Raw genomic sequence first — 20,461 nt, 5'->3', positions numbered from 1 at the left:
TCTTCAGTTCGGTGTAGCCCTGCGGTCGCGGACCATAAGGGAGGGGTGCCATGCAGACGGTAGCGAATTTCGACAGGATCGGCGAGGAAAACGCCTTTGCCGTGCTGGCGCGGGCCAATGCGCTGGCCGATCAGGGGCGTGACATCATCAACCTTGGCATCGGTCAGCCGGATTTTCCGACGCCCGAGCATATCGTCGAAGCCGCGGTGAAGGCGCTGCACGACGGGCAGCATGGCTACACCGCCGCCACCGGCATCCCGCCGCTGCGCGAGGCGGTGGCCGCCGATCTGCACCGCCGTTTCAATGCCGAGGTAAACCCCGACAACGTGATGGTGGTGCCCGGCGGCAAGGTGACGATGTTCACCGCGATCCTGATGTTCGGTCAGCCGGGCGTGGAAATCATGTATCCCGATCCGGGGTTTCCGATCTATCGCTCGATGATCGAATTCACCGGCGCGACCCCGGTGCCGATCCCGATCCGCGAGGAAAACGGCTTTGCCTTCTCGGCCGAGGAAACGCTGGGCCTGATCTCTGATCGCACCCGGCTGATCATCGTGAACTCGCCCGCCAATCCCTGTGGCGGGGTGACGCCCAAGGCGGAAATCGACGCGCTGGTGGCGGGGCTGGCAGACTGGCCCGAGGTCGCCGTGATGTCGGACGAGATTTACGACCAGATGCTCTATGACGGTGAAAAACACGTCACGCTGCTGGATTACCCCGAGATTCGCGACCGGCTGATCTTGTTGAACGGCTGGTCAAAAACCTATGCGATGACCGGCTGGCGGCTGGGCTGGGCTGTCTGGCCCGATGCGCTGTATGACAAGGCGCGCAAGCTGGCGGTGAACGCCTGGTCCTGCGTGAACACGCCCGCGCAGTTCGGCGCGCTGGCGGCGTTGACGGGCCCACAGGACGCGGTGGCCGAAATGGGCGCGGCCTTTGACGCGCGCCGCCGCGTGGTGGTCGAGCTGCTGAACGCGATGCCGGGGGTGTCCTGCGTGGTGCCCAAGGGCGCGTTCTATGCGTTTCCGAACATCTCGGGCACCGGATGGCAGGCCAAGAAGCTGGCGAGCGCCCTGCTTGAGGACGCGGGTATTGCCACCATCGGCGGCCCCGATTTCGGCGTGCTGGGCGAGGGGTATATCCGCATCAGCTATGCCAATTCCGAGGACAACATCCGCCGCGCGCTGGGCCGGATGAAAGAGTTCCTCGAACGCTAGATCTCGTGCCGCCAGGGCGGGTTCGCCCCGGCGCGCGACACGGTCACGGCGGCAACGCGCGCGCCGTAGGACAGGATGTCGGCCAGCGCGTCGGGCGTGAGGGCGGCCAGCGCCTCGCGTGACAGCAGGCCCAGTGCCTGCGCCCGCGCCAGCATCCCGGCGTTGAAGGTATCGCCCGCGCCCACGGTATCGACCACCTGCGCGGGCACGGCGGGCACGGTGACGGTTTGCCCGCCGGGCAAATATCCCACGGCACCATCGCCGCCGCGCGTCACCACCACGATGCGCGCGCCCATGTCTTGCAGTCTGCGCACGCGGGCGGCGTCGTCGGTGGCATCAGGGCAGATCCACGCCAGATCGTCATCCGAGACCTTGACCAGATCGGCCAGCGCCAGCATTCCGTTCAGCCGCACGCGATAGGCGGGTTCGTCGCTGATGAACCCGGGGCGGATGTTCGGGTCGATCACGATGGCGCGGCGGCCGGCCTGCTGCGCGGCCAGCGCGGCATAGCTGTCGGCGGCTGGCGGGTTGCACAGGCTGATGCCGCCGAAATACAGCAGGTCCACCGTGTCGGGCAGGGCGGGGATATCCGCCCGATGCAGCATCCGCCCGGCGGAGTTTTCGTCGTAAAACAGATAGCTGGCCTGCCCGTCGACCAGATCGACAAAAGCCAGCGTTGTGGGCCGGTCGCTGCGCGTGACCAGCGCGGTATCGACGCCCGCGTCCTGCAAGGCGCGATCCAGCTGCCGCCCGAAACGGTCGCGCGACAGCCCCGTCCACATGGCGACCGGCGCGCCAAGACGGCCCAGCGCGATGGCGGTGTTGAACACCGCGCCGCCCACCAAAGGCACCAGGGCCGCCGCGCCGTCGGGGGTGGTGCCGGGGATCATGTCGATCAGGGCTTCTCCGCAGCACAGGATCATGGGGCCGTTCCTTCAGGTGGCAGGGATCGGGCAGACTCCTGCTATGTTTGCGATAACATTGCAAGCCCGCTTGGCGTGTCAGTCGACGGGGACGACATCCACGCTATGGGTCGATTTCTGCCCGCCGGTGGCGCGCAACGATCCCTTGACCGGGGCGACATCGGCATAGTCGCGGCCCACGGCGACCACGATGTGATCTTCTTCGGCCCAGATCGCATTGGTCGGATCGATTTCGACCCAGCCGGTTTCGGCCCCGCACCACGCCCGCACCCAGGCGTGCATCGCGTCGGCGCCCTCGAGCCTTTCCTGCCCGGGCGGCGGGAGGGTGCGTAGGAAGCCGCTGACATAGCCCGCCGGAATCCCCAGCGTGCGCAACGCGGAAATCGCGATATGCGAGAAATCCTGACAGACGCCGCGACGGGCGCGAAACGCCTCGTCCGGGGCGGTGGTGACTTCGGTTGCGACCGGATCGAAGGCCATTTCCGAGTGCAGCCGCGACGACACCGCCTGCACCAGCGCGCGTGTGGTCATGCCCGGTTCGGCAATGCTTTGGGCGAAATCGGCGATATCGCCGCCGGGGGTCACGCGGTCGCTGCGGCCCAGAAAATGATGCGGCGACAGGGCGTCGATGCTGCGGGTCGCGGCCAGATCGCTGGGCAGGCGGTCATAGGGGCAGGACAGATCCATCGGGTTGATGTTGGGGCTGCGGCGCACACGGCCCTGAAAGCGGAATTTCGTTTCCTGCACCGGCGCGGTATGGGCGATTTCCGTCATGGCGTTGCCGAAGAAATCGGTGCGATCCAGCCGGAAATCCGGCGGGGGCGACACGGTGACTGCGCCCGAGAGCAATTGCTGGTCGACCCGCGTCGGCGGCAGCATCCGCAGCAGCGTCCGGCTGGACCCGGCGGCGCGTTCATAGCGGTAGCCGATTTCAAGCGTGATGTCGTAGATCACTGGCATGTCAGGTCTTCCGATACGGGGCGCGCGCGGGTGGGCCGGATGTCAGACAAGATACAGATCGGTCAGCGCCTCGGAGACGGCGGCAAAATCGCGCCGCAGCCCGCCGATGCGCCGGGTGGTCAGCCGTTCGGGCGTGATGGTGGCAAGGTCAGTCTGCAGGCGCAGGATGCGGCGGCCAAGGTCGGTCATGCGGGGGCCATGTTCGGGCCGGGGCAGTTCGGTTTCCTCGCGGCGCAGCAGGTCGGCCTGAAAGATCACCGAGCGCGGGTTGCCTTCGTCCAGCGCCAGCAGGTCGATCACCGTGCTGCGCGTGGTGGCCACGGCATAGCGGCGGCGATGGGTGATGACGCTGTCGCCTACCTCGACCGCGACATCGAAGCTGCCGGCGGGGGCCTTGAGATCGCAAAAGGTTTCCAGCAGCGCCAGCGTGTGATCGGCGCGTTCCAGCGCGCGGCCCATCGACAGGAACCGCCAGCCGGTGAAGCGGAACATGTTTTCGTGCACAAGGCCCGAGAAGCCCGCCAGCTTGCGCAGCAGCACCGTCATGGCGCGGGCGGCATCGTCGCCCGGCTGGGCGGTGCCCGCCATCGCGTGCGCGCTGTGGGCCAGGTCGTTCAGCGCGTGCCAGCCATCGGTAGAAAACCGGTCGCGCACCTTGCCGGCGCAGTTCAGCGCGGTGTCGAACTGGGCCAGCAGGGCCGTGGGCATCGGCTGGGCGGTATCCAGACCGAAGGTCGAGATAAAGCGGCTCAGGTGGTCGATCAGCGTGGTTTCGGCGTCGCCTGCATCCTCGCGGCGCAGGTGGAAGGCGCGCAGCAGGCGCACGTGGCTTTCGGCGCGTTCGACATAGCGGCCAAGCCAATAGAGGTTATCGGCGGCGCGACTGGGCAGCACACCGGGGGCGCGGCGCACATAGGGGCCATCGGGCTGGGCGGTCAGGCTGTCGCGTGACACGGGCCTGTCGCCCACGATCCAGACATCGGCAACCGAACCGCCGTTCTGCATCGCCAGCGCGGTCGGATCCTCGGTGCGCCCGATGCGGGCATAGCCGCCGGGCATCACCGTCCAGCCCTGCGGCGTGCGGGCGGCAAAGACGCGCACCACCATGGGGCGCGGCACAAGCTGGCCGTCGATCATGGCCGGCGTGGTCGACAGCGTCACCGCCTCTTGCCCGACAAGGTTCGGTGCATCTGTCGCGAGCCAGTCGTCGATCGGGCGCTGGGCGCTGCCGCGGAAGGATCCGCCAAGAACGGTCGCGCCATCGATTTCAAAGGGCAGGCGGGTCGATTGCGCCGGGCCGATCATCATCCGGTCGAGCGTGCGGCGCACATGGTCCAGCTCGCGCGGCTGGCCGCACCACCATGTCGCGATATTGGGCAGCTTCAGCGGCTCGCCCAGCAGGGTGCGGGCGATGCGCGGCAAAAAGGCCATCATCGCGCGGGTTTCCAGCACGCCCGAGCCAAGGCAGTTCAGCATGGACACGGCGCCCTGCCGCAGCGCCGAAACCATGCCGGGGGTGCCGATGGTCGACTCTTCGCTAAGTTCGAGCGGATCCGAGAAACGGGAATCAAGCCTGCGCCACAACACGCTGATCGGTTCCGGGCCGCTGACGGTGCGCACGGTCAGCAGGCCGTTGTCGATTTTCAGATCGTCCGCTTCCAGCAGCAGAAAGCCAAGGTAGCGCGCGATATAGGCGTGTTCGAAATAGGTATCGGTGTGCTGACCCGGTGTCAGGATCGCGACGCGGCCCTGCCCGTCGTGGCGCAGCCCGTTGGCCGCATCGCGGAAGGCGCGGAAGAACCCGGCCAGGCGTTCCACGTTCGACCCCGAGAAGTGATCGAAGAACACCCGGCTGGTCGCCATGCGGTTTTCAAGCGCAAAGCCCGCACCAGAGGGCGCCTGTGTGCGGTCGCCCAGCACGAACCAACTGCCATCGGGCGAGCGGCCGATTTCAAAGGCAAGGAAGTGCAGGAAATGCCCCGAGGGCGGGCGCGTGCCCACAACAGGGCGCAGCCATTCGCTGTTCTGCGCGACCAGTTCGGCGGGCAGCAGCCCGTCGCTGACCAGCCGCCCGGGGCCGTAGAGATCGGCCATCACCCGTTCCAGCAGCTCGGCCCGCTGCACGATGCCATCGGACAGCGCGCGCCATTCCGGCGCGGCGATCACCACCGGAACATGGCTCAGCGGCCAGTTGCGTTCGTCCGATCCGCTGGCGGTGTGCTGGCGGAAATAGACGCCCGCGTCGGCAAGATACTGATCGCCGCGCGCGAAGCGCTGGGCCAGCACATCGGGGCCGAGGCCGGCCATATGGTCGATTAGCGGTTGCCAGACCGGGCGCAGCTGACCCGGGGCGGCGAACAGTTCGTCTGCCACCCCGGAGCGCGGGGTGTAGCCCGCCAGCAAATCGTTCAGCGTTTCGGCCTGCATCGTCCTTTGGTCGGGTCTTTCATGGGCCCTCGCGCGGGCGGGGCGGGGGTGTCATCAGGTGATACCGGAGGCGCGCCGCAGGTCGAGTGTCATCGGGAACTCGCGGTGCGGGGTTTCGGGTGCGGGCCAGTAGCTGCCGATGCTGTGGCCCATTTTCTCGAACCGCGCAAGGCGGCGGGCCTCGGCCTCGTTTCCATTTACGGGGAATGTCTCATAATTGCGGCCCCCCGGATGGGCGACGTGATAGGTGCAGCCACCCAGCGCTCGGCCCGTCCACGTATCAAAAATGTCGAAGGTCAGCGGCGCGTTGACGGGCAGAACCGGGTGCATCGCCTCGGCCGGTTGCCATGCCTTGAAGCGCACGCCGCCCACGGATTGCCCGGCGCCTGCGCCCTTGACCAGTGGAATGCGGCGCTGGTTGCAGGCCACGATATAGCGGTCGGGGTCGGCGGCGGTCAGCTGAACCTGCATCCGCTCGACCGAGCTGTCGGTATAGCGCACGGTGCCGCCGATGGCGCCGCGTTCACCCATCACATGCCAGGGCTCCAGCGCCTGCCGCAGTTCCAGGTGCACGCCGTCGTAATCGACCTCGCCGCAGAAGGGGAAGCGGAATTCGGCCTGCGCCTCGTACCATTCGGGGCGCAGGGTGAACCCGTGGTCGCCCAGGTCGCGTAGCACCTCGGTGAAGTCGGCCCAGAGGAAATGCGGCAGCATGAAGCGGTCGTGCAGGGTGGTGCCCCAGCGCACCGGCGCGCCCTTGATCGGGCTGGCCCAGAACCGCGCCAGCAGCGCCCGGATCAGCACCTGTTGCGCAAGGCTCATCTGGGGATCGGGCGGCATCTCGAAGCCGCGGAATTCCACCAGCCCAAGGCGCCCGGTGGGGCCATCGGGGGAATACAGCTTGTCGATGCAGATCTCGGCCCGGTGGGTGTTGCCGGTCACGTCGATCAGGATGTTGCGCAGCAGCCGATCCACCAGCCACGGCTGCGGCGGCGGGCCGTCTTCCGGGTTCGGGATTTGCGACAGCGCGATTTCCAGCTCGTACAGCGTGTCGTGGCGGGCTTCGTCGATGCGGGGCGCCTGGCTGGTGGGGCCGATGAACAGCCCCGAGAACAGGTAGGACAGCGAGGGATGCCGCTGCCAGTGCAGGATCAGGCTGCGCAGCAGGTCGGGGCGGCGCAGGAACGGGCTGTCATCCGGGGTTTCGCCGCCCACCACGACGTGGTTGCCGCCGCCGGTGCCGGTGTGCTTGCCGTCGATCATGAACTTGTCGGCGCCAAGGCGGCACTGACGTGCCTCTTCGTACACCGCGCGGGTGGTTTCCACGCACTCGGCCCAGGTGGCGGCGGGGTGAATGTTCACCTCGATCACGCCGGGGTCGGGGGCGACGCGGATCACGTTCACCCGGTGGTCATGCGGCGGTGCGTAACCTTCGATATGAACGGGCAGGCCCAGCTCTCGCGCCGAGTTTTCGGCCACTTGCAACAGGTCAAGATAATCTTCCAGCGACTCGACCGGCGGCATGAACACGCAAAGCCGCCCGTCGCGCGGTTCGACCGTCAGCGCGGTGCGCACGGCGCCGCCGACGACGCCCAGCTCCTGCTCGATCACGTCCTGCACCGGGCCGCCGGGCACGGGCGCCGAGACGGGTTGTTCGCGTTCGGGTGTTGCCGCTTCGGCCACGGGATCGGCGACAGGATCGGGCAGGGGGCCGCGCGGTACAGTTGGGTCGGTGACATAGGTATAGGGGTATTGCGAGGGCGGCACATAGGGCAGCGTGCCCAGCGGAATGCGATAGCCCACCGGGCTGTCACCCGGCACCAGATAGACATGCCCGCGCCGAAGCTTCCATTTTTCCGACCGCCAGACCGGCCCCGTGGCGCGCGATTGCCAGCGTTGCACCGGCAGCACAAAACCCGAGGGTTCGGTCAGCCCGCGTTCAAAGACACGCGCCATGCGGTGGCGTTCTTCGGGGTCTTTCAGTTTCGAATTTTCCGGGGTCACGTTTTCCGGCAGGTTCGATTCCTTCAGGATCCATTCGGCCGGATCCTCATAGGCGGGCACGACATGGTCGGATTCGATCCCCAGCCCTTCGGCGATGCGGCCCAGCAGGGCGCCGGCCTGATCGGGCGTGGCGCTGCCCTTGACGTCTTCCTCGGCGATCAGATCGGCGTCGCGCCAGATCTGCTTGCCGTCCTTGCGCCAGTAGAGGCTGAAGGTCCAGCGCGGCAGGGTTTCGCCCGGATACCACTTGCCCTGACCGTAATGCAGGAAGCCGCCGGGCGCGAAGCGGTCGCGCAGGCGGCGGATCAGCCGGTCGGCCAGCCCGCGTTTCATCGGCCCGACCGCGCCGGTGTTCCATTCCGAGGATTCGAAATCGTCGATCGACACAAAGGTCGGCTCGCCCCCCATGGTCAGGCGCATGTCGCCCGCTTCCATCGCGGCATCGACCTGTTTGCCGAGTGCGTCGAGCGCCTGCCACGACTCTTCCGAGAAGGGTTTGGTGATGCGGGGGTGCTCGGCGGTGCGTTTCACCTGCATGTCAAAGTGAAAGCCGACCTCGGGCGTGCCTGCCGCCGTGAAGCCGCCCGCGATGGGCGCGGCGTTGCGGTAATGCGGGGTGGCGGCCAGCGGGATGTGGCTTTCGCCCGTCAAGAGGCCGCTGGTCGGGTCCAGCCCGATCCAGCCCGCGCCGGGCAGGTAGACCTCGGCCCAGGCGTGCAGGTCGGTGAAATCGTGATCGGTGCCCGCCGGGCCATCCAGCGCCACCAGATCGGGTTTCAGCTGGATCAGGTAGCCCGAGACAAAGCGCGCGGCGAACCCCAGATTGCGCAGGATCTGCACCAGCAGCCACGAGGTATCGCGGCACGAGCCCTTTTGCAGGGTCAGCGTTTCCTCGGGCGTCTGCACGCCCGGTTCCATGCGGATGACATATCCGATGTGCTGTTGCAGCGCGGTGTTCAGCGCGACAAGGAAGTTGACGGTGTTCGTCTCGCTCCGGTCGAGCCCTTCGAGATAGGCGGTCAGCGCGGGGCCGGCCGGCTCGGGGGTGCGGTAGATCGACAGATCTTCGCGCAGATCCTCGGGGTAGGCAAAAGGCCATTCCTCGGCGCTTTCCTCGACGAAGAAATCGAAGGGGTTGTAGACGGTCATGTCGGCGACCAGGTCGACCTCGATCTTGAATTCGGTCACCGGCTCGGGGAAGACGAAGCGCGCCAGCCAGTTGCCATAGGGGTCTTGCTGGTGGTTCACGAAATGCCCGGCAGGCAAGACGCGCAGCGCGTGCGAAATCACGCGGGTGCGGCTGTGCGGCGCGGGGCGCAGGCGGATGATCTGCGGGCCCAGCGTGACTGGGCGGTCATAGGTGTAATGCGTGACGTGGGTGATCGCGGCGGTGATGGCCATACGGCGTTGGTCCTTCGTCTGGGTCTGGCCCAGCAGACCGGGTTTGCAGCGTGCTGTAAAGTGGATTGCCACCGGGACGCACGGTTGGGCCAAGTGCGGCGGCGGCGGGCCTCATTTCGCGGCACTCACAGGCGTGTCGGCGCGGATTGCCTGTGTCAGATGGTCAGCCAGCGCGGCATGAAACGGCGACAGCGGGCGGCCCCGGCGGCGTACAAGGTAGATGGGCACAGACAGCGCCATGCCCGGCGTGTCGATGCGTGCGAGCGTGCCAGTGGCAAGATCGTCCTGCACCGAGGACAGGAAGACGAAGGCCACGCCTGCACCCGCGCGCACCGCCTGTTTGATGGCTTCGGCATGGCCCAGTTCCAGCGCGATACGGCGGGTGCCAATTCCAGCGGCCATAAGCGCGTGATCCTCGATGGCGCGGCGCGGGGTTCCAGCCTGCGCGGCCACGAAAGGCAGGGTTTCCAGCTGGGCGGGAGACAGCGTTTGCGGGGTCTCGGGCCGGGCGGCTCCGATCAGGATCAGCGGTTCCTGCCGCATCGGCGCCACGTCAAGCCCGTCGATGTCGTGGCCGGGTTCAAGGATGGTAAACGCCATGTCGCAGCCCCCGTCGCGCACCGATTGCGTGGCTGCGCGGGGGCTGACGACCTGCACCGCCAGATCGGCATCCGGAAAGCGCGCGCGGCTGTCGACCAGCAGGCGTGGCAGCACGTAGGAGCCAAAGGTCATGGAGGCGGCCAGCGTCGCCGTGCCGCGCCGCCCTTCGCGGGTTTCGGCCAGCGCCTGTTCCAGATCGCGGGCCCGGCGCAGCAGGTCGGCGCCCCATGCGTGCACGCGGCGGCCTTCTTCCGTCAGTTCGATCCGGCGGCCCCTGCGCCGGGTCAGCGCAACACCCAGCTTGTCGGACAGGGCGCGCACATGGGCGGTGACGACGGGCTGGGCGATGGCAAGCTGTTCCGCCGCGCGGGTGACCGAGCCGTGGTCTGCCACGGCGCAGAACACGGCGATCTTGTGCAGGCTGAGGTGCGACAGGGCGGATTGCATCACGTATACCCATTTGAATATGAAAATGGCCTGAAACATATATTAGAACCATTTCCTGCGACCGTCTAGGAAGGGTGCATTCCACAATTGACGAGGACCAGAATGGACGAACAGGCAGTAATCGACGCAGCGATCACCGAGTTGGTGATCGCGAACCGGATCATGGCACGCGAGGATGTGATCGACGATTTCGGCCATGTCAGCATTCGCCACCCGCTGAATCCCGACCGCTATTTCCTGTCGCGCTCGCGCAGTCCGGCCAATGTGACGCGCGCGGACATTCAGGAATTCGACATGGACGACAGAATTCAGGGCGACGATCCGCGTGGATCGTACCGCGAGCGGCCGATCCATTCCGAAGTCTACCGCGCCCGCCCCGACGTGATGGCGGTGACGCATCACCACGCGCGGTCGGTCGTACCGTTTACCATCTCGGACGTGCCGCTGCGGCCCATCTTTCACATGGGATCGGTCATCGGGCGGCATATCCCGATCTGGGACAGCCAGCCGGAGTTCGGCGATACCAACATGCTGATCGAGACAAAGGAGCAGGGGGCCTCGCTGGCGCGCACGCTGGGCGATGGCCGGGTGGCGCTGATGCGGGCGCATGGGGCGATCTGTGCGGCGCAGTCGCTGAAACACGTCTGCATGGTGTCGATCTACCTGAAGGAAAACGCCGATCTGATCTTGCGGACGCTGCCGCTGACGCAGCCGACCTATCTGAGCGATGGCGAAATCGAGATGACCACGCAGACCTTGTTCCATCCCTCCTGCGTGGCGCGAGCCTGGGATTACTGGATCGCGCGCGCTGGGTTCTCGGGGCTTTAATCGGGGCTTTAATCGGGTCTCCAATCAGGCGCCCCGGCCCCGGGGGGAGCCGGGGCGCCTGCGGCCTGCCACCCGATCGGGAGGGCGGCCCACTGCTGCGGCGCGCTCGGGCAAGGTGCGCCGCGGCGGTTTGCGCGTGGGGCGCAGAGAGGGGGGCTCTGCCCCCCCCCCTCCCTGCGGGAGTCCCCCGGGATATATTGTGCCTTAAAGACGGATACGGATTTTGGCTTGCATCGGCCGAGGCGAGCGGGAAACCTGCGCCGAACGGCTGGGAGGGCGCGATGGGTACGGGAGATAATGGCGAGCACGGCAAGGGACCGCGGGCGAACCGGCGCTTCCGGTCGCAGGAGTGGTTCGACAACCCCAACAACCCGGGCATGACGGCGCTGTACATCGAGCGCTATCTGAACCACGGCTATACCCGCAGTGAGTTGCAGGGAGAGCACCCGGTAATCGGGATTGCCCAGACCGGCAGCGATCTGGCGCCCTGCAACAAGATACATCTGTTTCTGATGGACCGGATCAAGGCGGGAATCCGCGATGCGGGCGGGATACCTATGGAATTCCCGGTGCATCCCATTCAGGAGACCGGCAAGCGGCCCACCGCCGCGCTGGACCGGAACCTGGCCTACCTGGGGCTGGTCGAGGTGTTGCACGGCTATCCCATCGACGGGGTGGTGCTTACCACGGGTTGCGACAAGACGACTCCGGCGATGCTGATGGGTGCGGCGACCGTCGATATTCCGGCGCTGGCGCTGAATGGCGGGCCGATGCTGGATGGCTGGTGGAACGGCACCCGGGCGGGCAGCGGCACGATCGTCTGGGAGAGCCGGCGGCTGCTGGCTGAGGGGCAGATCGACTATGAGGAATTCATGGACCGGGTTTGTGCCAGCGCGCCGAGCCTTGGGCATTGCAACACCATGGGCACCGCGTCGACCATGAATGCGATGGCCGAGGCGCTGGGCATGACGCTGACCGGATCGTCCGCGATTCCGGCGCCGTTCCGCGAGCGTATGGCGATGGCCTATGAGACCGGGCGGCGCATCGTGGAGATGGTCTGGGACGATCTGAAGCCGTCGGACATCCTGACGCGCGAGGCGTTCGAGACCGCCATCGTGGTGAATTCGGCGATAGGCGGGTCAACCAACGCCCCGCCGCATCTGCAGGCGATTGCGCGCCATGCGGGTGTGGATCTGGAGGTGGAGGATTGGCAGCGCATTGGCCATGACGTGCCTTTGCTGGTGAACATGCAGCCGGCGGGCGCCTACCTGGGCGAAAGTTTCTATCGCGCCGGCGGCGTGCCTGCGGTGATGGGAGAGCTGCTGCGCGCGGGGCTGTTGCGCGGCGAGGCCATGACGGCAACCGGGCGTGCGATGCGCGACAACCTGGCGGGATGGGGCAGTCGTGACCGGGATGTGATCCGCGGTTGCGATGATCCCCTGCGCACGCGGGCAGGGTTTTTGGTGCTGACAGGCAACCTCTTCGACAGCGCGTTGATGAAGACCAGCGTGATTTCCGATGACTTCCGCGCCCGGTTCCTGAGCGCGCCGGGGCGCGAGGGCATTCACGACGCGCGCGCCGTGGTGTTCGAGGGCCCCGAGGATTACCACGACCGGATCAATGACCCGGACCTGGAGATTGGCGAGGACAGCATGTTGTTCATTCGCGGCGTCGGCTGCGTGGGCTATCCCGGGTCGGCCGAGGTGGTAAACATGCAGCCGCCCGATGCGTTGATCCGCGCGGGGGTAAGCCATTTGCCCACCGTAGGTGACGGGCGGCAATCGGGCACCTCGGAAAGCCCGTCTATCCTGAATGCCTCGCCCGAGGCGGCAGTGGGCGGGGGGCTGGCCTTGCTGCGCACGGGCGACCGGGTGCGGCTGGATTTGAATGCCGGGCGGCTGGATGCGCTGGTTGCGCCCGACGAATGGGACGCGCGGCGCGCCGCCTGGGTGGCGCCGGAGTTGAACCACCAGACGCCCTGGCAAGAGATGTATCGCGCCCATGTCGGACAGCTGGCGCAGGGCGGCTGCCTTGAACTGGCGACCGCATATCGCCGGGTGCGCGAAAGCCTGCCACGCGATAATCATTAGAGGGCCCTGCGCCCTGAAGGAGATAAAATGAGCCAGAGCATCATCATCACCGGGGCAGGAATCGGCATTGGCCGGGCGACCGCGCGGGCCTTTTTGCAAGCGGGCTGGAACGTAGGGCTGGTGGGGCGCCGTGTCGAAGCCCTGGAAGAGGCGGCGGACGGCCACGCGGCCGCGCGGATCATGCCTTGCGATGTCTGCGAGGAAGACGCTGTTGAAGGTGCCTTTGGCCGGGTCGCGGCGGAATGGGGGCGGCTGGATGTTCTGTTCAACAATGCGGGCGTGTCGCTGAAAGGCGCGCCCATCGACGAGATCGCCATCGGCGATTGGCGCCGGGTGATCGAAACCAACCTGACCGGATCCTTCATCGCGGCACAGACGGCCTTTGCGCTGATGCGGCGGCAGGATCCGCAAGGCGGGCGGATCATCAATAACGGTTCGATCAGTGCCCATGCGCCGCGTGTGGGATCGGCAGCCTATACGGCCTCGAAACATGCGATCACCGGGCTGACCCGGTCGATCTCGCTGGACGGACGGCCCTTCAACATCGCCTGCGGGCAGATCGACATCGGCAATGCGCTGACGGAAATGACGCTGCCAATGACACAGGGGATGCCGCAACCCAATGGCGCGGTCGAGGTCGAGCCGGTGATGGATGTCGAGGACGTGGCCCGGTCGGTGCTGCACATGGCAACGATGCCCGAGGGCGCGAACGTCCAGTTCATGACGGTGATGGCGACGAACATGCCCTTTATCGGGCGCGGCTAGGCGCCTTACGATGTGGGGATGTTTTCCTTGAACACCACCTGAAGGCGGGGCAGGTATTCCGGCTCGCGCGCGCCGCGCACGGATGAGGTGAGCAGGCGCAGGATCTCGCGCGCCTCGACCCTTGGGTTCTGGTCGATCACCGCATCCATCGTGCGGTCCAGCAGCATCAGGCGGGTTGCATCTGTCAGATCGTGGCCGATGAACACCACGCGGCGTTCCATCTGCCGTTCGCGCAGGGCGCGCGCGATGCCCTGATTGCCCGAGCCGATGTTGTAGATGCCCGCGATGTTGCCGGAATCCAGAAACCGGAGGGTTTCGTGATAGGCGCGGTCGCGGTCGTCCGACACTTCGGCCAAGCCGACGACTTCCAGTTCCGGGAAATCCTCGGACAGGATGGCGCGGAACCCCATCTCGCGTTCTTCATGGCCGCGATAGGCCAGCGAGCCCATGAACACCGCGATCCGCTGCCGTCCGGCGGGGGGCAGGAACCGGCCCAGCAGCAACCCGGCCACCCGGCCCGCCGCGCGGTTGTCGACGCCGACGTACCCCACCTTGTCCACGGTCGGGATGTCGGACACCAGCGTGCCGATCTTGGCGCCCGATTGCGCCAGCGCGTTGATCTCCTCGCGCACCTGGGGATGATCCAGCGCGACGACACCCACCGCATCGGTCTTGCCGCGCAGATCGCGAAGCCGGGCCGACAGGCGTTCAGGGTCGAAGCCTTCGATGTCGTGCACGTTTACCGCCACGTCGGGCCGGGCCGTGGCCTCGTCCAGCAGGTGTTTGCGCAGCGCGCGGATAAAGCTGTTCGAACCGGCAGGCAGCACGAAATCCATCCGCATCCGGGCGGTGGCGGTATCGGCGACCGGGCCGAAGTAGCCCAGCTGCGTCGCCGTTTGCATCACGATATCGCGGGTGCGCGCGCGCACCCCGTCGCGATTGTTCAGCACCCTGTCGACCGTGGCGGGCGACACCCCGGCGGCGCGGGCGATCTGGGTAACGGTTGTGCGCATGTGCGAATCCCCTCGTGGCGTGCCTTCATTTTCCATCATGCAAAACGCATAAATGCAATCATTTCACATCATTAATGCTGCGAACATGCATTTCTGCGCCTGCAAAACGGCCGCGATTGACGGAAATGATCAAAAATGATGGTTCTTGATGATTGTCCGTCCCTCAATCCCTGTCACAGGTAAAGGCACAAGATCAAGGCGCCGGGGAGGGCGCCGTCACGGGAGGACATCATGAAGAATTCACCGCATTTCACGCGGCGCAGGTTCCTGTCTGCCGCTGCCCGCACGACGGCCCTTGTGGCGCTGTCTTCGCCCTTGGTACTGCGGGCCGACCGGGCCCGCGCTTCGGCCGGGCTGGCGCAGGGCATGGTGGGCGGGCCGACCGGTTTTGCCGGGGCCGAGCGGTACCAATACGGCGCCGACACGCCGGAGGGCCGTGCCGTCGAGGCCGCGAAGGCGCTGAAAGCCGCCGGCAAGGCGCCCGAGCGCATCGTTCTGGGCCTGTCGGACGGGTCCATCGGGCAGATCACCCAGCCCTTCCCCGAAGGCGCGCCCTCGGTCAAGGACTTGTGGGAGCAGGAAACCGGCATCACGCTGGACATCGTTGGCGTGCCCAACGGGCAGGAATTCACCAAGGTCATGCAAGACGTGTCGACCAAGGGCGGCGGGTTCGACATTTACGCGGTCGAATGGAACCGCCTGGGCGACTTGGCCGAGACCGGCGGCATCGTCGCACTGGACGATTACGTGGCCACCCACCGCCCCGAGTGGGACGATCCCGAGCGCGGCTATGTGAACGGTGAGGCGGGCGTGTCGCTGCTGAACGGCTATCGCGGATCGGTTTACGGCGTGTCGCTGGACGGCGATTTCCAGACATGGAACCACCGCACCGACCTGTTCAACAACCCCGAGGAACAAAAGGCCTTTGCCGACCAGCACGGGTACGAGCTCGCCCCGCCCTCGACCTGGGAGCAGCACGACCAGATCGCGGCCTTCTTCCACCGGCCCGACGAGGGGCTGTTCGGCTCGACCGATCTGCGCAATCAGGGCTGGGGCTATACCAACTGGTATCAGCGGTTCGTGTCGATGGCCTCGCCCAACCAGTTCCTGTTCGACGATGAAGGCACCGCGCTGATCAACGGCGAGGCCGGCTGGGCCGCGACCGAGGAATACATCAAGAGCCTCGCGCACCATTCGCCCGACGCGATTTCGTGGTCCTGGCCTGAACAATATGGCAACTTCGGCAATGGCGGCGCGGCGATGACATGCGCCTTCTCGAACCTGCCCAAGTTCCTCGACAACCCGGCCAACGAAGGGTCGAAGGTGACGGGCAAAGTGGGCAGCCACCTGCCGCCGGGGCGGATGCATGACGACGGGCTGGTGCGGCGCACGGTGCTGTGGCTGAACCTGACGGCCTGCGTGTCGTCGCAGTCCGAGCACCCCGAGGCCGCGTACCTGCTGCTGCAATGGCTGGGCTCGTCGCGGATCTATTCGTGGATGACAGCCAACCCGGGCGGCTATTTCGACCCGTTCCAGCTGGCGAACTTTGCCGATCCGCTGGTGCGTGAAACCTATCACGACTACCACATGGACGTGGTCCGCGAGAGCGTGCGCCGCACGGTGCCGACGATCAACTACCCCGGCGCCACCGCCTTCCACAACGCGCTGGACGAGAACCTTGTCGCGGCGCTGACGGGCAGCATGACGGCGCAAGAGGCCATGGCCAACACCGAGCGCCAGTGGAAGCGTATCACGCGCCGCGTGGGCGAGGACAAGCTGGTCGATGCGATCAAGGCGAACAAATCCGCCTGGCCCGATCTGGTCGATCCGGCGGCGACCTGACGCACCCGCGCGGGTCGCGCCTTGCGCGGCCCGCGCCTTCTTCCCCAAACACCGTGAAAGCCTGACATGAACCGCTCGCTGTCATTCGACATCTTTCGCTATGCCGCGATCCTGACCTTCCTCGCGATCTCGCTGATCCCGACGGTGTGGATGATCTCGATGGCATTCAAACCCATCGCCGAGTGGCAGGCCTCGGGCGCCGACCTGACGTGGTGGCCCAACAATCCGACGCTCGACAACTTCCGCTTCATCTTTGGCGAGAGCGGGTCCGAGCTGATCGTGGCGCTGGAACGCACCGCCGGGCGGCCCATCCTTGCCTCGCTGCTGGCGGCCAGTTTCGGCACGCTGATCGCGATGGGGGCGGGCACGGCGGCCGCCTATGGGCTATCGCGGTTCGGCTATGGTGGCAACCTGCCGCTGGCGCTGATCCAGCTGCGGCTGTTCCCGCCGATGGCGGTGATGATCCCGGTGATGATCATGTGGGCCTTTCTTGGCCTGATCGACACCTGGTACGGCCTGGCGTTGATCTATGGCATCGTCACGCTGCCCTTTGCCTTCTGGCTGATGAAGACCTTCTTCGACGACATGCCGCGCGAAATCGAGGATGCCGCCCTGGTCGAGGGCTGCTCGCGCTGGCGTGTCTTCCTGCGGATCACCCTGCCGATGATGCGCCCGGCGCTCGCCTCTTCCGCGCTGTTCGTCTTTATCCTGAACTGGTCGGATTACCTGATCGCGCTGCTGCTGACGACGCGCGACTGGGTGACGATCCCTGTCTACATGGCCTCGCTGTCGTCTTCGATGACCGGCCAGCTGTATGGCGCCAAGGCCGCGCTGGGACTGATTGCCGCCGTGCCGCCCGTGATCATGGGCATCGCGATCCAGAAACAGCTGGTGCGCGGCCTGACCTTCGGGGCGCTCAAGGAATGACCGACATGACCCAACCCATCGCCGCGCCTGCCAGCGCGACCCCCGAGGCCGATACGAGCGAGGAAAAGCGCCTTGGCCTCTGGTTGACGCTGCCCGCGCAACTGCTGGTGCTGTTCATCGCGCTGTTCCCGATCTGCATGCAGATCTACATCTCGCTGACCGACTGGTCGCCGCTGGACGGCATCCCCTGGTATCGCGCCTATGAGCTGTGGATCGGGTTGCTGAACTATGTCGATCTGGCGGGCGATCCGCGGTTCTGGTCGGCGCTGTGGCGCACCTGCATCGTGATGGCGATCTGCGTGCCGGTGCAGTTCTTCCTAGGCCTTGGTCTGGCGATCCTGTTCGTCGACGATTTTCCCGGCAAGCGCGTGCTGTATTCCACGCTGCTGGTGCCGATGATGGTGGTGCCTGCGGTGGCCGGATACATGTTCTTCATGCTGTTCCAGTCCGGCGGGCCGGTGAACGACCTGCTCTCGCTGTTTGCGGGCCGTCCCGTGACCATCGCCTGGCTGTCCGATCCCGATCTGGCGCTGTTCGCCGTCATCGTGTCCGACATCTGGCAGTGGACTCCGCTGATGTTCCTGATCCTTCTGGCGGGCATGGTCTCGGTCCCGCAGGATCAGCAGATGGCGGCGGTTCTGCTGGGCGCCTCGTGGACGCGGCGGTTCTTTACCATCGTGCTGCCCCGGATGAAGACGATCATCATCATCGCCATCGCGATCCGGGTGATCGAGAACTTCAAGGTCTTCGACAACTTCTACATCATGACGGGGGGCGGCCCCGGCGTCGCGACCGAGACGATTTCCATCTACATCTACAAGGTCACGCAACAAGAGCTGATCTGGGGTTATGTTGCCGCAATCGCGCTGGCCATCCTGATCGTGCTGTCCATCGTGTCGGCCCTGGCCATCAACAAGATGAAAGGCGCGAAATGACCCGGATCACGCTGGAAAACCTGGGCCGCGATTTCGGTGAGTTCACCGCGCTGGCGAACATGGACCTGACGATTGCCGATGGCGAATTCGTCGCGCTGCTGGGGCCTTCGGGCTGTGGCAAATCCACCACGATGAACATGATCGCGGGAATGCTGGAACCAAGCCACGGCGAAATCCGGTTCGACGGGCGAAACATGAACGGCGTGCCCATGGCGAAACGCGGCGTGGGGTTCGTGTTTCAGAACTACGCGATCTTCACCCACATGAGCGTGCGCGACAACCTGGCCTACGGGCTGAAGGCGCAGGGCGTGGGCCGGGCCGAGATTGCGCGCCGGGTGGGCGAGATTGCCGAGCTGTTGCAGCTGTCGCCGCTGCTGGATCGCCGCGCGGCGGGGCTGTCGGTGAACATCCTGCAACGTCTGGCGATTGGCCGTTCGGCGGTGGTCGAACCCTCGATCTTTCTGATGGATGAACCGCTGTCGAACGTCGATGCCGCCTTTCGCGCCGTCATGCGGTCGGAACTGAAGGGCCTGCAACGGCAATTCAAGCAGACGATGGTTTACGTCACGCATGACCAGCTTGAAGCGATGACGATGGCCGACCGGATCGCGGTGATGGACCACGGCAAGCTGTTGCAGGTGGGCACCCCGCTTGAGGTGTACAACCACCCCGCCGATACCTTCGTGGCGCGCTTTATCGGGGCGCCGGGGATGAACCTGTTGCCGGGGCGGGTCACGGGCGGCGATGGTGCCCCCGTCATCGATCTGGGGGCCGCCGGGCATTCGGGCGCGCTGCGGCTGGAGCAGACCGGCGACATCCTGTTCGGCTTCCGCCCCGAAGAAGTGGTGCCCGATGCCAACGGCCCACTGGCGATGCAGGTCACCGCCGCCGAGCGGATCGGGCCACGGATCATCCTGCACCTTGCCGCAGGCGATCACCGCGCCAAGGTGGTGCTGGACGGCGAAACCCCGGCCCCCCAACAGGGCGAGACATTCCGCTTTTCGGTGCCGGAGCGTTCCGTCCGCCTGTTCGACGCGCAAACCGAAAGGGCGCTGTGATGGCTTCGATTTCCTTCCGCAACGTGACCAAGCGGTTCGGCGAGACGCTGGCGCTGGACGACGTGAGTTTCGACATCCGCGACAACGCGTTCTTCTGCCTGTTCGGCCCGCCGCTGTCGGGCAAATCCACCATCCTCAAGCTGATATTGGGGCTGGAGCAGCCCGACGCGGGCGAAATCCTGATTGATGGGCGCCCGGTGTCCAATGTCAGCCCCGCGAAACGCAACGTGGCGATGGTGTTCCAGAACCTTGCCCTGTTCCCGCATATGAGCGCGCTGGACAACGTGCGCTTTCCGCTGGTGGAACGCGGCATCGACGCCGCCACCATCCGTGCGCGGGTCAGCGACGTGTCGGACAAGCTGCATATCGGGCACATCCTGCACAAGCCGCCGGCGCAGCTGTCGGGCGGCGAACGCCAGCGGGTTGCGATTGCCCGCGCGCTGGTACGCGATCCGGTGGCCTACCTGATGGACGATCCGATCAGCGCGCTGGACGCGCGCCTGCGCGAGGAAACCCGGGTCGAGCTGCGGCGCATCCAGCAGGACATGGGCAAGACGCTGGTTTACGTCACCCACGATCAGGAAGAGGCGATGTCGGTCGCCGATGGCATGGCGGTGCTGGAGTCGGGCCGCGTGCGCCAGATCGGCACGCCCGAGGAATTGTACCGCCATCCGAATTCCACCTATGTCGCCTCGATGCTGGGCGCGCCCGCGATGAACGTGGTGCCGATGGCGCTGGCGGCGCGGATGCAGCTGGGCGCGGGGCCTGCCGGCGCGGCCAGCCTTGGCGTGCGCCCCGAGAACCTGCGCGTGGCGCGGGGCCCGGGGGCGCGGATTGCCGAGGTCGAGCCGCTGGGCGGCTTCACCACGCTGACGCTGGATTTGGAGGGCACGCAGATGCGCGCCACGCTGCGCGGCCAGCCGCAGTTCACCGCAGGAGAGGATGTCACGCTACGCGTCGACGAGGGGCGCGCGCATTTCTTTGACGGCGCCGGGCAGGCGCTGGCGTGACAGGACACAGGGGA

15 protein-coding genes are annotated in these 20,461 nt (G+C 66.2%); 9 read left to right on the top strand and 6 right to left on the bottom strand.

What is annotated here, in order from left to right; genetic code table 11:
- The first annotated feature begins 50 nt into the window (after positions 1-50).
- Positions 51-1,217 carry a pyridoxal phosphate-dependent aminotransferase gene (locus tag FGK64_RS04775; protein ID WP_138862628.1) on the top strand — a complete coding sequence of 389 codons (1,167 nt, stop codon included), beginning with the start codon at positions 51-53 and terminating at the stop codon, positions 1,215-1,217.
- On the opposite strand, the gene FGK64_RS04770 is transcribed toward FGK64_RS04775, so the two are convergent.
- From FGK64_RS04770 to FGK64_RS04750, 5 genes are all read right to left on the bottom strand, one after another.
- The gene (locus FGK64_RS04770; protein ID WP_138862627.1) at positions 1,214-2,140 is read right to left on the bottom strand and encodes a carbohydrate kinase family protein; all 927 of its coding nucleotides are present in this window, start codon (positions 2,138-2,140) and stop codon (positions 1,214-1,216) included. The two genes, FGK64_RS04775 and FGK64_RS04770, sit on opposite strands and share 4 nt — an antisense overlap.
- Before the next feature lie 78 nt (positions 2,141-2,218).
- Positions 2,219-3,100: a transglutaminase family protein gene (locus FGK64_RS04765; protein ID WP_138862626.1), complete on the bottom strand. Its 882-nt coding sequence runs from the start codon at positions 3,098-3,100 to the stop codon at positions 2,219-2,221.
- Positions 3,101-3,142: 42 nt separating this feature from the next.
- The gene (locus FGK64_RS04760) at positions 3,143-5,527 is read right to left on the bottom strand and encodes a circularly permuted type 2 ATP-grasp protein (protein ID WP_138862625.1); all 2,385 of its coding nucleotides are present in this window, start codon (positions 5,525-5,527) and stop codon (positions 3,143-3,145) included.
- A 54-nt stretch (positions 5,528-5,581) separates the two neighbouring features.
- Positions 5,582-8,932, bottom strand: a complete 3,351-nt coding sequence (locus tag FGK64_RS04755) for a transglutaminase family protein (protein WP_138863063.1) — start codon at positions 8,930-8,932, stop codon at positions 5,582-5,584.
- Between the two features lie 111 nt (positions 8,933-9,043).
- Positions 9,044-9,979 carry a LysR family transcriptional regulator gene (locus tag FGK64_RS04750; protein ID WP_171053969.1) on the bottom strand — a complete coding sequence of 312 codons (936 nt, stop codon included), beginning with the start codon at positions 9,977-9,979 and terminating at the stop codon, positions 9,044-9,046.
- Positions 9,980-10,081: 102 nt separating this feature from the next.
- On the opposite strand from FGK64_RS04750, the gene FGK64_RS04745 reads away from it, so the two are divergent.
- The 3 genes from FGK64_RS04745 (at position 10,082) to FGK64_RS04735 (ending at position 13,662) form a co-directional block, all read left to right on the top strand.
- Positions 10,082-10,807, top strand: a complete 726-nt coding sequence (locus tag FGK64_RS04745) for a class II aldolase/adducin family protein (RefSeq protein WP_138862623.1) — start codon at positions 10,082-10,084, stop codon at positions 10,805-10,807.
- Positions 10,808-11,088: 281 nt separating this feature from the next.
- The gene (locus FGK64_RS04740) at positions 11,089-12,897 is read left to right on the top strand and encodes an IlvD/Edd family dehydratase (protein WP_138862622.1); all 1,809 of its coding nucleotides are present in this window, start codon (positions 11,089-11,091) and stop codon (positions 12,895-12,897) included.
- Between the two features lie 27 nt (positions 12,898-12,924).
- Entirely contained in the window at positions 12,925-13,662 is a 738-nt protein-coding gene (locus tag FGK64_RS04735; protein ID WP_138862621.1) for an SDR family oxidoreductase, read from the top strand.
- 5 nt (positions 13,663-13,667) lie between these two features.
- On the opposite strand, the gene FGK64_RS04730 is transcribed toward FGK64_RS04735, so the two are convergent.
- A complete protein-coding gene (locus FGK64_RS04730; RefSeq protein ID WP_138862620.1) occupies positions 13,668-14,675 on the bottom strand; it encodes a LacI family DNA-binding transcriptional regulator in 1,008 nt (335 codons plus the stop codon).
- 231 nt (positions 14,676-14,906) lie between these two features.
- Between FGK64_RS04730 and FGK64_RS04725 the strand changes: the two genes are divergently transcribed.
- The 5 genes from FGK64_RS04725 to FGK64_RS04705 all read left to right on the top strand — a co-directional run bounded on the left by FGK64_RS04725 (position 14,907) and on the right by FGK64_RS04705 (position 20,447).
- A complete protein-coding gene (locus FGK64_RS04725; RefSeq protein ID WP_138862619.1) occupies positions 14,907-16,517 on the top strand; it encodes an extracellular solute-binding protein in 1,611 nt (536 codons plus the stop codon).
- 66 nt (positions 16,518-16,583) lie between these two features.
- A complete protein-coding gene (locus FGK64_RS04720; RefSeq protein ID WP_138862618.1) occupies positions 16,584-17,444 on the top strand; it encodes a carbohydrate ABC transporter permease in 861 nt (286 codons plus the stop codon).
- Between the two features lie 5 nt (positions 17,445-17,449).
- A complete protein-coding gene (locus FGK64_RS04715; protein ID WP_246057673.1) occupies positions 17,450-18,379 on the top strand; it encodes a carbohydrate ABC transporter permease in 930 nt (309 codons plus the stop codon).
- A complete protein-coding gene (locus FGK64_RS04710; protein ID WP_138862616.1) occupies positions 18,376-19,437 on the top strand; it encodes an ABC transporter ATP-binding protein in 1,062 nt (353 codons plus the stop codon). Before FGK64_RS04715 ends, FGK64_RS04710 begins: the two co-directional genes overlap by 4 nt.
- The gene (locus FGK64_RS04705; RefSeq protein WP_138862615.1) at positions 19,437-20,447 is read left to right on the top strand and encodes an ABC transporter ATP-binding protein; all 1,011 of its coding nucleotides are present in this window, start codon (positions 19,437-19,439) and stop codon (positions 20,445-20,447) included. The genes FGK64_RS04710 and FGK64_RS04705 overlap by 1 nt, the downstream gene beginning before the upstream one ends.
- Positions 20,448-20,461: the final 14 nt, after the last annotated feature.

The sequence above is a fragment of the Arenibacterium halophilum genome (genome assembly GCF_005938225.1).
Lineage (GTDB): Bacteria > Pseudomonadota > Alphaproteobacteria > Rhodobacterales > Rhodobacteraceae > Arenibacterium > Arenibacterium halophilum.
The sequence above is the reverse complement of the archived record's forward strand: the minus strand, read 5'-3'. Positions and strand labels throughout refer to the sequence as shown.

Excerpts from the sequence above, each read along its gene's own strand:
- FGK64_RS04750 (WP_171053969.1), bottom strand. The coding sequence starts at position 9,979 with ATGCAATCCGCCCTGTCGCACCTCAGCCTGCACAAGATCGCCGTGTTC.
- FGK64_RS04710 (WP_138862616.1), top strand. The coding sequence starts at position 18,376 with ATGACCCGGATCACGCTGGAAAACCTGGGCCGCGATTTCGGTGAGTTC.
- FGK64_RS04730 (WP_138862620.1), bottom strand. The coding sequence starts at position 14,675 with ATGCGCACAACCGTTACCCAGATCGCCCGCGCCGCCGGGGTGTCGCCC.
- FGK64_RS04705 (WP_138862615.1), top strand. The coding sequence starts at position 19,437 with ATGGCTTCGATTTCCTTCCGCAACGTGACCAAGCGGTTCGGCGAGACG.
- FGK64_RS04765 (WP_138862626.1), bottom strand. The coding sequence starts at position 3,100 with ATGCCAGTGATCTACGACATCACGCTTGAAATCGGCTACCGCTATGAA.
- FGK64_RS04775 (WP_138862628.1), top strand. The coding sequence starts at position 51 with ATGCAGACGGTAGCGAATTTCGACAGGATCGGCGAGGAAAACGCCTTT.
- FGK64_RS04715 (WP_246057673.1), top strand. The coding sequence starts at position 17,450 with ATGACCCAACCCATCGCCGCGCCTGCCAGCGCGACCCCCGAGGCCGAT.
- FGK64_RS04745 (WP_138862623.1), top strand. The coding sequence starts at position 10,082 with ATGGACGAACAGGCAGTAATCGACGCAGCGATCACCGAGTTGGTGATC.
- FGK64_RS04720 (WP_138862618.1), top strand. The coding sequence starts at position 16,584 with ATGAACCGCTCGCTGTCATTCGACATCTTTCGCTATGCCGCGATCCTG.
- FGK64_RS04760 (WP_138862625.1), bottom strand. The coding sequence starts at position 5,527 with ATGCAGGCCGAAACGCTGAACGATTTGCTGGCGGGCTACACCCCGCGC.
- FGK64_RS04770 (WP_138862627.1), bottom strand. The coding sequence starts at position 2,140 with ATGATCCTGTGCTGCGGAGAAGCCCTGATCGACATGATCCCCGGCACC.
- FGK64_RS04725 (WP_138862619.1), top strand. The coding sequence starts at position 14,907 with ATGAAGAATTCACCGCATTTCACGCGGCGCAGGTTCCTGTCTGCCGCT.
- FGK64_RS04735 (WP_138862621.1), top strand. The coding sequence starts at position 12,925 with ATGAGCCAGAGCATCATCATCACCGGGGCAGGAATCGGCATTGGCCGG.
- FGK64_RS04740 (WP_138862622.1), top strand. The coding sequence starts at position 11,089 with ATGGGTACGGGAGATAATGGCGAGCACGGCAAGGGACCGCGGGCGAAC.
- FGK64_RS04755 (WP_138863063.1), bottom strand. The coding sequence starts at position 8,932 with ATGGCCATCACCGCCGCGATCACCCACGTCACGCATTACACCTATGAC.